This is a genomic window from Carboxylicivirga litoralis (assembly GCF_025499605.1).
Classification (GTDB): Bacteria; Bacteroidota; Bacteroidia; order Bacteroidales; family Marinilabiliaceae; genus Carboxylicivirga; species Carboxylicivirga litoralis.
The window spans coordinates 16556-30785 of the sequence record NZ_JAFMVC010000013.1 but is presented as its reverse complement, the minus strand read 5'-3'; the positions used below and the strand labels follow the sequence as shown (position 1 = coordinate 30785).

Sequence of the window (14230 nt, the reverse complement as noted above, 5' to 3'; positions counted from 1 at the left end):
CATGTAATTTCAAATACTAAGAAAATGAAGAAATTAATATATTTATTTACCTTGCTTGTGGCAGTTGTGGCTTGTTCGCCCGAAGTAGAGCTTCGTGAGCAGCCTGCAGAATTGCCAGCGCTTGAATTTACGATTGATGCCACAGATCCTAATCAGCCAATTCTGACAATTAACGATGAAACAGTCTTTAATGCAAACTGGATTTTTGATGATGGAACTTTGTTGCAAGGAACTAGTGTGCAATGCTTTTATCCACTAAAAGGAGATTATGGATTTGAGATTGTAGCGATGAATGGAAAGGGACAATCAATCGGAACAGGTTCGGTCAATGTGCCAAGCAGTAACCCTGATATGGTGTATGGTATCCCTGAGTATGTATCCTTGTGTGGTGAGAAAGAAGATAACGGTAAGTATTGGGTGTGGGCTCAGGATGAACCTGGAGGTGATGTGTGCTATATGACAGATCCATTCGATTGGGGAGTATTCTGGTGGCATCCATATACAGGAGATAATGGGCCTAAAATGCCAGATATTTTAAACGAAATAAAATTTGACTTAGAGGGAGGGTTTAACTTTACTAGATTTGAAACGAAAGACGGCGTAGCCCACAAAGGTAGTTTTTCTCTTGATGTTAAAGGGATGACCATTCAACTTAATGGTGTTAACATACCTAATTATGAAGCTCGCAACCCTGATGTAGATGCCGATTCAAATTTGGATTTAAATGTTGCATCAACAGGTCTTTATAGAATTCAGGTGTTAAATGATTATGAGTTATTGTTGTGGCAGGATCATAATACGGATGAGGACCATAATTATGGTTGGGCTTGGAAATTTAAAGCGCGTGATTTAGTGCCGCCAGCAAATAACCCGTTATATAAATTGGCTGGTGAAGAAGGTGAAGGCGGTAGGACCTGGACGTTTGATAATGATGCAAAATCACTTGGTGCTTGTTATATGACAGCACCAGATAATCATGAAGGAGCGTGGTGGACTCCATATTCAACTTTGGAGTCAATTCCTGAGTATGATCACACGATTAAGTTTGATTTGGAGTATAATTATACTCGCTTTGATGGAACTGGTGCTGAAGTTGAGGTTGGTACATATGATTTTGATATTAAAACGGGTGCCCTGACGCTGTATGATGGTTTTGTACCAAATCATGAAGTGCGCAATCCTGATGAAGATGCAGACTCTAATATTGATTTGGATGTTGCAGCAACTGGCAAATACATTGTTCAAAGTGTTGATGATGATCAATTGTTTATTTGGCAAGATCACTCGCCGACTAATGGCGGTGCTATGGACTATGGTTGGGCTTGGATATTTAAACCTGTAGAATAAAAAAAAACAAGGGCTGGCAGTTATGTCAGCCCATTTAATAAGTTTTGCTTTTAGTTTAATACGTATGTTTTTTATTATTTTGCCATAATAACTAACAGTAGGGTCATGTCATCAAAAGAAAAACGAGAAATAACCATCAACGATATTGCAAAGGAGCTTAATATTTCTCCTTCAACGGTTTCACGGGCATTAAATGATAATGCAAAAATCAGTGAGGCAACCAAGAAGAAAGTAAAGGCTGTGGCGCAGGATTTAGGTTATGAGTTGAATTTGGTGGCATCTAGTTTATCGAAGAATAAAACAAATGTTATTGGGGTGATTATTCCCAATATTGGTTCTCAGTTTTTTGCACAAGCCTTAAGTGGAATTCAGGAGAAAGCACGCGAGAATGGCTACAATGTTATTATTTGTCAAACCAATGAGAGTGTTGAGCAGGAGAAAGAGATGACTCGTGTGATGAACTCGGCACGTGTTGATGGCTTGGTGTGTTGCCTGACCATGGAAACAAAGGATGTAAGTCACTTCGGTGTTTTTGAGAAGAAAGGCATCCCGGTTGCTATGTTTGATAGGGTTAGTTATGCGGTGCCTGGACCAAAAATTGTTGTTGATAACTATGAGGCGGCTTATACTGCTACTGAGCATTTGATAAATTTGGGGTGTAAGCGCATCGCTCATTTAGGAGGTGTCACATCGTCAAAGGTTTTTAGCGATAGGATAGAAGGCTTTAAAGATGCATTGAGTAAAAATGACTTGCCCTTGATGCCACAGTTTTTATTGTCAAGTGATTTAACTGAACAGGATGCACGTGATGCTATGCGAATTTGGCTTAACTTGCCTGAAAAACCTGATGGGATTGTGGCGGCCAGTGCTTCGTCAGGATTAGTCATTGCTTCTTCAGCAAAAAGTGCAGGGCTTGATTTACCTGAAGAATTATCCATTATTTCACTGGGTAATGAGCGTTGTAATGAGTTTGTAACACCATCTTTATCGGCAGTTGATATGCCTGGTTTTGATATGGGCAAAACAGCCATAACAAAGTTGATTGAATGCATTAAGGAGGAAAAAGTAGATAGTTCTATTACACTCAAACCTATTCGCTTACTTATTCGAAACTCTTCATTTAAACACAAATAAATAGTATTCTTAAGAAAATACAAAGGAGAAGAATTTTTGTTTTATAATAAATAATGCAAGCGCTTGCATAGGATGCAATATTTGTGCATCTTTGCTTCAAACCAAAAAAATATTATAAATGAAACTAACTGTATTAAGTAATTGGATTGGTAGTTTATTAGTGCTGGTGTTGCTTGGCTGTCAATCGAATGAAAAAGTGAATGGTATTCAAGAGTTAAATAATGATTGGCATATTCAATCAGCTGATAAAGTCAGTGGAGGTGGCGAACTTCTTAGCTCACCTACCTTTAAACAAACTGATTGGATACAAGGTAATATTCCTTCAACAATAATGACGATTCTACGTGAGAGTGGAGAATATCCTAATCTTTTTGTAGGAGATAATATTGATAAGGTAGATTCTGAGCGATTTCAACAGCCTTGGTGGTATAGAAAAGTATTTGAAGTAAATAATCTGGATTCGGAGGGAATTTATCAATTGCGATTTGAAGGATTGAACTATAAAGCTAATATCTGGATTAATGGTCAGCAGATTGGTGAGGAAAGCCATATTGAAGGGCCTTTCAGTCGTTGGACTTTTAATGTAAGTAATTATCTTACAGAAGGGATGAATGCCATCGCCGTTGAGATTATTCCACCGGTACACGGAGATTTAACCATTGGCTTTGTGGATTGGAACCCAGCAGCCCCAGATCAGAATATGGGACTGTGGCGTGGTGTAGAGTTGATTAAAAGTGCAGCAGTGTCAATTGAGTCGCCATTCGTTACTACTAAACTTAATCACGATAATTGGAAAGATGCTGACTTAACAGTTACCACTATGGTAACTAACCATTCAGAAAAAGCGGAGAAAATTACCATTAAAGCAAATATTAATGGCATTGGCGAAGTAAGTAAGCAAGTAGAGTTAAAAGCCGGGGAGGTGAAAGATATTTCTATCACACCACAAGACGATGCGAAGTTAAGTGTGAAAGATGCGAAACTATGGTGGCCTAATAACCTGGGTGAACCTAATTTGTACCAGATGTCGGTTGTCGCTGAGGTAAATGGGGCAGAGTCGCAAAGAATAGATACCCGCTTTGGTATTCGTGAAATTGAGCAGTTTATCAATGCAGAGGGTCACAAAGGCTGGAAGGTCAATGGAAAGCCACTAACCATCAAAGGTGCTGGTTGGGTAGACGATATGTTTTTGGCTGACAGCAAAGAAAAGGTAATTGCCCAGGTGGAGTACGTCAAGCATATGAACTTGAACTGTATACGTTTAGAAGGTTTTTGGGGAAGAGATAAAACCATATATGATGCCGCTGATGAAAATGGTCTGTTGATTATGATTGGATGGAGCTGTCATTGGGAATGGGAGGCTTATTGCGGGCGCCCTGAAACGCATTATATGGCCATTACGGGCAAAGAAGAAATTGAAAGGCATGCTCTGTCATATCGCGACCAGGTACTGTACCTGCGCAATCATCCAAGTGTGTATTTGTGGGTGTTTGGTAGTGATAAATTGCCTGTGCCAGAGTTGGAAGCGAAGTTAAATGATTACATCACAGGAGTAGATGAATCTCGACCAATTTTAGCAGCTTGTAAGTATCAGGATTTCGGAACGGATCATTACAACCATAGTGAAGTTAGTGGTTCAACAGGTGTTAAAATGTTAGGGCCATATGGCTATGTGCCTCCAGTTTACTGGTATATTGATACCATTGCCGGTGGAGCATATGGTTTTAATACGGAGACCGGGCCGGGTGCTCAGGTACCTCCTTTGGAAAGTATTAAAAAGATGATTCCGGAAGATAAGTTATGGCCGATTAATGAAATTTGGGATTTCCATTGCGGACGTCATCAGTTTGGTTCGCTCGACCGTTTTCTAAATTCATTTAATAAGCGCTACGGAGAAGCTAATAGTTTGGAAGAGTTCGCATTTAAGTCGCAAATCTCCAATTACGAAGCGATACGCCCAATGTTTGAAGCTTTCCAGTCGAATAAGTATGAAGCAACAGGTGTGATTCAATGGATGCTTAATTCAGCATGGCCTGAGATGTTCTGGCAATTGTATGATTATTATTTAGTGCCAAACGGAGCTTTCTATGGTACTAAAAAAGCTTGTCAGCCAATTAATGCAGTTTATAACTACAAAGACAATGCTATTTATTGGGTCAATGATTTCAATTATAATATTGATAATTTGAGCTTGAACATTGAAGTGTATGATATTCATTCAAAAGTGATATTAAACGAAAAAGTGGCGTTAAACCTAAAAGCGCATTCTTCGGGTGTGGCTTTTGAGCTTCCGGAAATAGAGGGCATTACTGAGACTTATTTCTTAAACCTGGAATTGGTTAACGAAGCCGATGAATTGATGGCGGATAACTTCTATTGGTTATCAACTAAAGCCGATGAAATGAAGTTTGAGGAAACCACCTGGGTATATACGCCGCCAAAAGATTATGCGAATCTTACTGCTTTAAATAATCTGGCTCCAGTTGAGGTAAAGGCTATTTGGGAAAGACGAATTGAAGGTGAGCATACTGTATTCGAATGTCGCCTTGAGAATGCATCAAACCAGATAGCTTTCTTTATTGAAACAGCTGTTCTTGATAAAGAAACCAACGAAATAATTGTACCGGTATTTTGGGATGATAATTATATCAGCTTAATGCCAAATGAAACAAAGACGATAATGGCAAAAATTGCCAATAAGTTATTGCCTGATAATATTGACTATAGAGTTAATGGGTGGAATGTTAAGTAGTTAGTATTGAGTGTGAATAAAGAAGTCGGTGTTTCCTTATCAAACCCAACCGAAACGATGAAGCCGACTTCTTTTTAAATTGAATTACTGAGAGATAAACCTTATACCCCCTTTGTGTTTTGGAATCAGATTCATAAAGGGGGCCACCATCACATTGCTTTGGGGAAAGTTTTGTGTTGATTGGCCATTGTTATGGCAACTAATTAAAAGAGAAAAATGGAACAAATAAGAACAATTATTGGTGTTGACCTGGGAGGAACGAACATGAGGGCCGGACTTGTTGTTGGTGATGAGATAAAGAAGGTGTCTTCTTGTTTGGTTCCTAAAACAGATGTTGCAGAGGAGGTGACTGAGGCTTTAATCACGACGATTAAAGAGGTTATTACAACAGAGGTGGAAGGAATAGGTGTTGGCGTGCCAAGCTTGGTGAAAGCGAGCAGTGGCATTGTTTATGACGTTCAGAATATTCCATCGTGGAAAAAAATCCCATTGAAAGACATCCTTGAAAAGGAGTTTAAGTTACCTGTTTATATTAATAACGATGCGAACTGTTTTGCTGTAGGTGAACGCGTATATGGTGCGGGGCGTGAGTATGCAGATTTTGTTGGTTTAATAACCGGAACCGGTGTAGGGGGAGGGATTATTAAAAAAGGACATTTAATGCCTGACCAGAACTGTGGTGCTGGTGAATTTGGCATGATGCCTTACCTGGAGCATGATTATGAATATTATTGCAGTGGACAATTCTTCGAGAATGTTTACAATGTGAGTGGAGGAGAGCTGGCACAACGAGCTTCGGAAGGCGATGCTAAAGCGCTGGATATATTCAAAGAGTATGGAAAACATCTGGGAAAAGCCATCAAAAATATTTTATTGGCTGTTGATCCTAATGCTATCGTATTAGGCGGTTCAGTTTCTAAATCCTATGCCTATTATAAAGAGGCAATGTGGAGTGAGATTTCGACATTTCCCTATCAGTTTGTACTTGAAAATTTTGTGATTGTACCATCAGTCGTGAAGGAAATTGCTATTTTAGGTGCGGCAGCTCTATATGTTGATGCCGAAACAGACGAATAAAGATTATAAGCAGATATGTTACAGGATATGACCATTCAAAACCGATGTGCAGTAGGTGTTTACCTGGGGGGTAAGAACCTGCGCGTTGGTCGTGTACGCAATAATGTGGTAGAAGCCTCATTAGCGCTTGACATCGATAACCATAATTCAGAAGAAGTGATTTTGAAGGAAATAATGGAGGCTATCGATCAGGTTTTTAATGAAGATGTGGGAGGTATTGGTTTTGGTGTACCTAGTCTTGTGGATGTTTCAAAAGGTATTGTTTATAATGTTGAGCACATACCGTCGTGGCACGAAGTGCATTTAGGCGACTTACTATCCGATCGTTATAAGGTTGGTGTTTATGTCAACAATGACGCCAACTGTTTTGCTATAGGAGAGAAATATTTTGGAAAAGCTAAGAAGTATGCCAATGTGGTTGGCATGGTAGCTGGAGTTGGTTTAGGATGTGGTGTTATAACTGATAATCGTTTATACTCCGGAACCAATTGTGGAGCGGGTGAATTTGGTTGCATTCCTTATCGCGACCATAATTACGAACATTATTGTACGACACAATATTTTGAAACGAAGTACGGCTTAAAGCCGGATGTGCTTTTCAGGAGAGCTAAAAAGCAAGATAAAATAGCATTGGCCATTCTAGAGCAGTTTGGTTTTGATTTTGGACAAGCTATTAAAACTGTTTTATATGCTTATGACCCTGAATGTATTGTCATTGGAGGTAATGTCAGTAGGTTCTTTCCCTATTTCGAAGAATTCATGTGGAAGGTAGTGCGAAAGTTTCAATATGAGAATACTGTTGAAAAGCTGAAAATTGAAGTAAGTGATCAGCCTGATATTGCCGTATTGGGGGCAGCAGCCTTGTATTATGATGCAATTTCAAAATAGAGACAATTAACTGAGTTGAAATAACTGAATATGTAGATTGCGAGTTTCTTATCAAGCTCGTAAGGGAACATATACGCTTTTATGAACGAATTTTGAGATAAACCTTTAAATATTACTTATGTCTAAATCCATCATTTTAATAGTTTTGAGTGCTTTGTTACTGGCATGTTCAAGTAATAAGTCAGTTGAGGGAGAGGTGCTAATCAATCATCTGGGATATCAAACAACAGGCTATAAAACAGCTGTTTTTCAGACTAAATCAGACGCTCAGCCTTCAAAATTCGTCCTGGTTAATGAGCAAGGTGACGATGTGTACTCCGGAGTGTTCAATGCCGGCGGTCAAGTTGATAACTGGCATACCGGCAAAGCCTATCAGCTCATATTTACAAATTTGCAACAAAAGGGTACCTATACCTTAGTTGCGTTAGTTAATGGCGTGAAAGTTTCTTCTGAACCATTCGAAATTAGCGATAAGCCTATTGCCAATGATGTGTTGCCATTATTGACAAAGGCCTTTCAATTGCAGCGCTGCAAAGACCCTTATGATACAAAAGATAAGGCGTTGTCGTTTTATGGCGAAAGAAAAGATGTGGTTGATGTGAGTGGTGGTTGGTACGATGCTTCCGGTGAAAAGGGCAAGTATTTAAGTCATTTAAGTTTTTCCAACTATATGACACCGCAACAATTGCCGATGATGGTGTGGAATATGTTAGAGTCCATTGAAATTCTTGGTACAGCAAACTTGACCAGGCAAAAACAAATAGTTGATGAGTTAAAAATTGAAGCAGCCTTTGGAGCTGATTACCTGGTGCGCATTCAGGATGAAGAGGGCTATTTCTATACGACCATATTTGCAGGTTGGACAAAAGACCCGGAGCAGAGACAAATATGCGCTTATGAAGGGCAGGATGGAAAGCGAAACGACCGCTACCAGGCAGCCTTTCGTGAAGGTGGAGGATTGGCCATTGCTGCATTGGCACGTTGTGCATCAGTAGATGTCAGTGGTGAGTTTTCAACTAAGAAATATCTTCAGGCAGCAGAGAAAGGATATGCACATTTAAAAGCCAATAACTTGAAGTATTGCGATGATGGAGAGGAAAATGTTATTGATGATTATTGTGCCTTAATAGCTGCTGTTGAGTTGTATAAAGCGACCAATGATGAGGCTTATCTTAGTGATGCTCGCTATCGATCTGAATCGCTGAACCAACGCTTATCAGCCGATGCTAATTTTAAAGATTGGCTGAGAGCTGATGAAACTGGGAAGCGGCCTTATTTTCATGGTGCAGAAGCTGGTTTACCGGTTATTGCAATGGTGCACTATCAGGCAATTGAACCAGAACAAGCGAGAATTGATATGGTAAAAGCGTTTGTTAATAGAGTGGTGGTCTTTGAATTGACGATAACAAATGAAGTTAATAATCCATTTGGTTATGCACGACAGTATGTGAAGGCTGCTAATGAAGAGTCGCCGCGTTCGGCTTTCTTTTTACCCCATCAGAATGAGACAGGTTATTGGTGGCAAGGTGAAAATGCACGTTTGGCGTCTTTGGCAACCGCCATGTTAAAAGCCCAAGATATTTTAGAGGATAGTTCTAAAGACTTAGCACGCCAGTATGCTGCGAATCAAATTAACTGGGTGTTTGGTCTTAATCCCTACAATGTATGTATGTTACATGGGGCGGGACGTAACAATCCGGATTACAAAGAAGATGGAAAATCGATGAATTACCTTGGGGGAATTTGTAATGGTATCACTGCTGGTTTCGATAACGAAACAGATATTGCTTTTCGCCCGATGCCATACGATAATGATCCTGCTCAACGTTGGCGCTGGTCCGAACAATGGTTACAGCACGGTGGCTGGATGATTCCTGCTATTGCTTACACAACGATTTCTAAATAGCTCAATCCTTTAGTATGAGAATGAGAGCGCCCCGAAAGTCTTAGTTCTTCTGTTACGGGCGTTCTCTTTTTAAACCCTTATTATGCGATACTTATTTTTTGGAGCCTTGCTTTTGCTGGCCATGCTTTCTTGTGAAAGCAAAGAAGAGGTGAAACGACCGGATGGAAAAAAGGTTTTTGTCCATGAACCGTTAGAGGCGCAGAAAGCTTTTCCTCAAGCTATTGATTTTGATAATTGTATTAAGCCAAGTCATCTTTCGCAAACTCAGATGAATGAGAATGTTGTTGAGTATTACAAAGATTGGTTGAGGAATTATGTTCGTGAATCGAATGGTGTTACGCCTGGTGGTGGGTATTATGTGAAAATGCAGGGCACCGGAGGCGATGGTAATGAAATCACAACATCTGAAGCCCATGGCTACGGCATGATAATTTTTGCATTAATGGCCGGACAGGTGGATGATGCCCAGAAGTACTTTGATGGTATGCTGAATATGTTTGACAAGCATCGAAGTACAGGAAATCCGGAATGTATGTCGTGGGTCATCCATAAAAGTGAAGAAGGTCAATACGATGCAGGTAGTGCAAGCGATGGAGATATGGATGTGGCTTACGCTTTATTGCTGGCCGATAAGCAATGGGGCTCTGCAGGTGCCATCAATTACCTTCAGAAAGCCAAAACCATGATTACAGAAGGTGTTAAAGAGAGTGATATGTCCACTTCATCGAAGCGTTCGATGTTGGGTGATTGGGATAGTAATGCTTACTCGACTCGTTCATCAGACTGGATGACAGCTCATTTTCGCAATTATCATGCGGCTACGTCAGATGGTTTTTGGCTTGACGCAGCTGATCAAGTCTATCGTTTGATAGAAAGCTTAACTGCTAACTATAGTGCTCAGGCAGGTTTGATGCCTGATTTTATAGTCAATCAAACACCACGTCCGGCATCAGAATATTATCTCGATGAATATAAAGAAACGGATGAGTATAGCTGGAATGCTTGTCGTTATCCCTGGCGCATAACAACGGATTACGCGCATTTTGGAACAGGTAATGCTAAAAATGCCATGGTAAAACTGCTTGATTTTATTGTGGAATCAACAAATGGTGAACCATCAAACATTAAGGCAGGCTATTATTTAGATGGTCGACCATTAAATTCCTACTCTAGTGGTGCTTTTACAGCTCCATTGGTAACAGCTTCTGTTGTTGACGATAAATACCAGGATTTTCTGAATAAAGGATGGGATGTCATTAAATCGAAACAGGAATCATATTATGGAGATACCATTACTTTGCTGAATATGTTGTTGATATCGGGCAACTGGTGGAATCCGGCTGAATAGTTCTAACGAAATTATTATACACAAACACAATTGTAAAAGGTGTCTGAGAAACTGGTAGCTCTCAGGCACCTTTTTTTATTGAAGGGTTTCTAAATCACATCTGAAAAATTCGCTCACTGAGATGCTCCCTGAGCGATAGTCGAAGGGAAGTCGAAGTGAATATATACAGATATTCAATTTTATTAACTCTCCATCTCGATTTCGCTCGATGTGCTATTTTCGTTTTTAGCCATTCATTGGTTTTTATATTATCCAATTAAATAAATAACCTAATAAAATAATGAAGATGGTGATTGTGCCAAAGAAGATGCCAATCAGCTTCCATTGCATCACCTTTTTCAGTAAAGTAGCTTCTGGCAGAGATAGGCCAACAACCGCCATCATAAACGCAATGGCAGTGCCAAGAGGTACTCCTTTGGCAACAAATACCTGGATAACGGGTACGATGCCAGCCGCATTGGCATACATCGGAACGGCCAGTATAACAGCTAATGGAATCGCATACCATTTGTCTTCCGATAAATATTCGGTGAAGAAGTCTTCCGGCACATAACCGTGCATGGCGGCTCCAATGGCAATGCCAATAATCACGTATAACAATACTTTACGAACAATACCCCAACCGTCTGCAATTATAGCAGGTAAACGGTCAATAAAAGGTGTTTTTTCACCTTCCCACTGGTCCGCTTCTATCTGTGCATTTTGTTGAATTTGTTTCACCCAATCGCTTAAATAGCGGTCGAGCTTAAATTTGCCCAGAATATAACCACCAATCATCCCCAAGAGAATACCACTTCCGGCATAAATGAGTGTGGCTTTCCAGCCAAATAAACCTAAGAACATGGCTACCGCCACTTCATTAACCAGAGGCGATGTAATCAGGTAGGCAAAGGTGACTCCCAGCGGAATGCCACCTTGTACAAAACCTATGAATAGAGGTATTGAAGAGCATGAGCAAAAAGGTGTAACGGCTCCGAAGAAGGACGCAAAGAAATATTGCAATCCGTACATCTTTTTGGTGGTTAAATACACACGAAGTCTCTCAACTGGAAAATAGGCATTAACAACTCCCATTAGCGAACTGATAAGGAATAACAGTATCATTATTTTTATGGTGTCGTAAAAGAAGAAGTTAATGGCTTCTCCAAGATGCGTTTCGGGTTTTAAGGGCAAAAGTTGGTAGGTGAAATAGTCGATTAGCGGTTGCAGGTAAGTATATAGAGCTACTAAAGCCGGCAATACGACTATAATTGAAGCAATTAATTTGAGTTTCTTTTTTTGTTCCATTATGCTTTGTTCGTAAAAAGACGAATTAATAAATCAAAAAAATGTGGGAACTGCTATTTCTATAGTAGCAGAGTCACCACAAAGTAGATGCCGATACCGATAAACAAAGTTGCAATCACACGTCGGAACCAGATTTCAAAGTTTTTCATCTTATTGTAAAAGTTGCCGATTGAGCCAACGCTGTAGGCAATCAGCCAGGCAAAGATGATAACAGGTATGCCGGTGGCTATCGCAAAAACAATCGGCAAATAAAGGCCGCTGGCACTAGCTACTGTCATGGGTATTAGCATGCCAAAGTAAAGCACACCACTGTAGGGGCAAAAAGCCAGGGCAAACACAACACCCAGTAAAAGAGCGCCCCAGTAACCATTACCGGCTTTCTTTTCCAGCTTGTCGTTCAGAAAGTCCAGCCCTGGAATGGCTAACTTAATAACCCCCAGCATAAACAAGCCGATAACAATCAATAAAGGACCTAGTAATTTCTCTCCCCATTCCTGGAAAAAACCCGATAGTTGAAATTGGCTCAATCCGAAAAAGAAGATAAGTCCTAAACCCGTATAGGAGATGGCTCGTCCTATGGTATAAACAATCCCATTGATAAAAACACGCTTTTTGCTTTCAATATCCTTGCTGATAAAACCAATAGCAGTGATATTTGTAGCTAACGGACAGGGGCTGACAGCAGTCATCAACCCCAGTAAAAATGCCGATAGAATTGGAAGTTGAGAGTTTTCCAATAAATTCTGTAGTACTTCCATGTTATGACATTGATTCTATCGTGGTCTTAATTAATGCCTCCAGCTTCTCCGGTTTTGTGCGGGCGTTTAAAAAAGCTTCATTGGTCAGGTTTTTAACCTGGCCGCCTTTGATGATTAAGAGCGTTTGCCACTCTACTTCATATTGTTTAGCCAATTCTTTTTCTTCTTCGCGATTAATCGAATGGAAAGGAACAGCATCTTTAAAATGTCTGGCTAAGGTTTCTTTCGTTACTTTTTCAACAGCTTCACAGGTAGCACAGCGACGGGTGGCGTGAAAATAAACCACGCTTACCTTACTGGTGTCGATAGTGGCATTGCTATTAGTAGTTGAACTGCAACAGCTTGTTGATTCACATGAGCTGCATGCTGTTTTCGTTGCCGTTTTTTGCTTGTCTGAATGGCAGCCTGCACTTAATACGATGATGGCTACAACAAATAGTATATTGAATAATTTGTTCATAACATGGTTAATTTCTGAGTTGTTTGGTTATCAAGTTGATCTTACTTCTCATAACTCACAGCTCATCTCGTTCTATTTTTACAGTAATTTCTTAATCTCATCCACTGAAGGAACACGTCCTTTAACAGCAACTTTACCGTCAATAACCAGGGCTGGCGTAGTCATTACACCAAACGTCATGATTTGCATGATATCTTCTACCTTTTCAATGGTTGCATCAATACCTTTTTCTTCAACCGCTTTGCGCGTTACTTCTTCTAAAGTTTTGCATTTGGCGCATCCTGTGCCTAGTACTTTAATGTCCATAGTAAATAATCTTTTGTTGTTCGTCGTTCGTGAAAACACGAACAAAATGTTTAAATTTTTTATATATCAAAAAACGCTTTCAATAAAAGCTGAGCTTCTTTCCAGTTTTCTTTATTAATGCAATATTTAATGCGAGGAGCTTCTATTTCTCCTTGAATCAGACCTGCATCTTTTAATTCTTTTAAATGCTGCGATAGTGTTGATTTCGCAATAGGCAAAATTTCTGTGAGGTCGCCACTGTAACAACACGATTGCAATGATAGTGTTTGCAATACAAAAATTCGTACGGGATGACCAAGTGCTTTTGCATACCTGGCAAGTCTTTTTTGTTGGTCGTTAATCATGGATATAAATGGTTGTTCGTAATATTGCGAACAAATATAGGATTAATTTTTACAAGCCAATTTATTGTTAACATCTTTTATACTTCAATGATGTTGATTGGTATTTCCACGACGGATTGGTAGTCTTCACCGGCTTCAATCATATCCTCATCACCCTTATCGCAATACCATGCTATACTGGCTTTGTTGTTATGGATATAAAGCTCATTAATCTTCTTAAAAACATTGAGCAGAAAGATAGATGAAATAGTGTTAAAGTAATCCAGTTTGATTTCTACTTTAGTCTCGGGTGATGGGTTTGAAGCATATTTGTCTAACCATTCCATGATTGGGTCGTAAAGCAAGTGTGCATTTTCAGGAATGGATCTTCCTCTAATTTGAATGTAACCTTCGTTGGCATTAAAATTCAAATAAGGTGTTTTATTGGTCGCTTCTTTAACTAAGGGTTGCATTTCAGCTTAATTGATGTGGGTGATTAGAAAGTCTAATCTAATCATATTAATTGTTTTAGCAAAATATTGTACTGAGTTTAAAGGAACTTAAATCTGATTATATGCTTCTTTAGATATGATTAATTAACCTTGGAGAGTATAAAAAATCCCCCAACGATATGTCAGGGGATT

General features: G+C 39.6%; 13 protein-coding genes. 7 read left to right on the top strand and 6 right to left on the bottom strand.

The window, feature by feature from the left end; all coding sequences use genetic code 11:
• The first annotated feature begins 24 nt into the window (after positions 1–24).
• From J1N10_RS12905 to J1N10_RS12875, 7 genes are all read left to right on the top strand, one after another.
• Positions 25–1347, top strand: a complete 1323-nt coding sequence (locus J1N10_RS12905) for a hypothetical protein (RefSeq protein ID WP_262327130.1) — start codon at positions 25–27, stop codon at positions 1345–1347.
• Between the two features lie 105 nt (positions 1348–1452).
• Positions 1453–2481, top strand: a complete 1029-nt coding sequence (locus J1N10_RS12900; RefSeq protein ID WP_262327129.1) for a LacI family DNA-binding transcriptional regulator — start codon at positions 1453–1455, stop codon at positions 2479–2481.
• Between the two features lie 118 nt (positions 2482–2599).
• Positions 2600–5233 (top strand): glycoside hydrolase family 2 protein, encoded by a 2634-nt coding sequence (locus tag J1N10_RS12895; RefSeq protein ID WP_262327128.1) that lies wholly within the window; start codon positions 2600–2602, stop codon positions 5231–5233.
• A gap of 216 nt (positions 5234–5449) precedes the next feature.
• Positions 5450–6310, top strand: a complete 861-nt coding sequence (locus J1N10_RS12890) for an ROK family protein (RefSeq protein WP_262327127.1) — start codon at positions 5450–5452, stop codon at positions 6308–6310.
• Between the two features lie 15 nt (positions 6311–6325).
• Complete coding sequence (locus J1N10_RS12885) at positions 6326–7198, top strand: ROK family protein (protein ID WP_262327126.1); 873 nt, start codon at positions 6326–6328, stop codon at positions 7196–7198.
• 118 nt (positions 7199–7316) lie between these two features.
• Positions 7317–9104, top strand: coding sequence for a glycoside hydrolase family 9 protein (locus tag J1N10_RS12880; protein ID WP_262327125.1), 1788 nt, complete (start codon positions 7317–7319; stop codon positions 9102–9104).
• A gap of 82 nt (positions 9105–9186) precedes the next feature.
• Entirely contained in the window at positions 9187–10452 is a 1266-nt protein-coding gene (locus J1N10_RS12875) for a glycosyl hydrolase family 8 (RefSeq protein WP_262327124.1), read from the top strand.
• Positions 10453–10695: 243 nt separating this feature from the next.
• Here the strand turns inward: J1N10_RS12875 and J1N10_RS12870 are convergent, their stop codons facing one another.
• From J1N10_RS12870 to J1N10_RS12845, 6 genes are all read right to left on the bottom strand, one after another.
• Positions 10696–11739 (bottom strand): permease, encoded by a 1044-nt coding sequence (locus J1N10_RS12870; protein ID WP_262327123.1) that lies wholly within the window; start codon positions 11737–11739, stop codon positions 10696–10698.
• Positions 11740–11798: 59 nt separating this feature from the next.
• A complete protein-coding gene (locus tag J1N10_RS12865) occupies positions 11799–12497 on the bottom strand; it encodes an aromatic aminobenezylarsenical efflux permease ArsG family transporter (protein ID WP_262327122.1) in 699 nt (232 codons plus the stop codon).
• Between the two features lies 1 nt (position 12498).
• Positions 12499–12957, bottom strand: a complete 459-nt coding sequence (locus J1N10_RS12860) for a thioredoxin family protein (RefSeq protein WP_262327121.1) — start codon at positions 12955–12957, stop codon at positions 12499–12501.
• 78 nt (positions 12958–13035) lie between these two features.
• Positions 13036–13263 carry a thioredoxin family protein gene (locus J1N10_RS12855; RefSeq protein ID WP_262327120.1) on the bottom strand — a complete coding sequence of 76 codons (228 nt, stop codon included), beginning with the start codon at positions 13261–13263 and terminating at the stop codon, positions 13036–13038.
• Positions 13264–13322: 59 nt separating this feature from the next.
• Complete coding sequence (locus J1N10_RS12850) at positions 13323–13607, bottom strand: ArsR/SmtB family transcription factor (RefSeq protein WP_262327119.1); 285 nt, start codon at positions 13605–13607, stop codon at positions 13323–13325.
• A gap of 77 nt (positions 13608–13684) precedes the next feature.
• Positions 13685–14059 (bottom strand): DUF1987 domain-containing protein, encoded by a 375-nt coding sequence (locus J1N10_RS12845; RefSeq protein ID WP_262327118.1) that lies wholly within the window; start codon positions 14057–14059, stop codon positions 13685–13687.
• Positions 14060–14230 lie beyond the last annotated feature (171 nt).

Coding starts and splice junctions, on each gene's coding strand:
- J1N10_RS12860 (WP_262327121.1), bottom strand. CDS start 12,957: ATGAACAAATTATTCAATATACTATTTGTTGTAGCCATCATCGTATTA.
- J1N10_RS12885 (WP_262327126.1), top strand. CDS start 6,326: ATGTTACAGGATATGACCATTCAAAACCGATGTGCAGTAGGTGTTTAC.
- J1N10_RS12855 (WP_262327120.1), bottom strand. CDS start 13,263: ATGGACATTAAAGTACTAGGCACAGGATGCGCCAAATGCAAAACTTTA.
- J1N10_RS12895 (WP_262327128.1), top strand. CDS start 2,600: ATGAAACTAACTGTATTAAGTAATTGGATTGGTAGTTTATTAGTGCTG.
- J1N10_RS12870 (WP_262327123.1), bottom strand. CDS start 11,739: ATGGAACAAAAAAAGAAACTCAAATTAATTGCTTCAATTATAGTCGTA.
- J1N10_RS12850 (WP_262327119.1), bottom strand. CDS start 13,607: ATGATTAACGACCAACAAAAAAGACTTGCCAGGTATGCAAAAGCACTT.
- J1N10_RS12890 (WP_262327127.1), top strand. CDS start 5,450: ATGGAACAAATAAGAACAATTATTGGTGTTGACCTGGGAGGAACGAAC.
- J1N10_RS12865 (WP_262327122.1), bottom strand. CDS start 12,497: ATGGAAGTACTACAGAATTTATTGGAAAACTCTCAACTTCCAATTCTA.
- J1N10_RS12900 (WP_262327129.1), top strand. CDS start 1,453: ATGTCATCAAAAGAAAAACGAGAAATAACCATCAACGATATTGCAAAG.
- J1N10_RS12875 (WP_262327124.1), top strand. CDS start 9,187: ATGCGATACTTATTTTTTGGAGCCTTGCTTTTGCTGGCCATGCTTTCT.
- J1N10_RS12905 (WP_262327130.1), top strand. CDS start 25: ATGAAGAAATTAATATATTTATTTACCTTGCTTGTGGCAGTTGTGGCT.
- J1N10_RS12880 (WP_262327125.1), top strand. CDS start 7,317: ATGTCTAAATCCATCATTTTAATAGTTTTGAGTGCTTTGTTACTGGCA.
- J1N10_RS12845 (WP_262327118.1), bottom strand. CDS start 14,059: ATGCAACCCTTAGTTAAAGAAGCGACCAATAAAACACCTTATTTGAAT.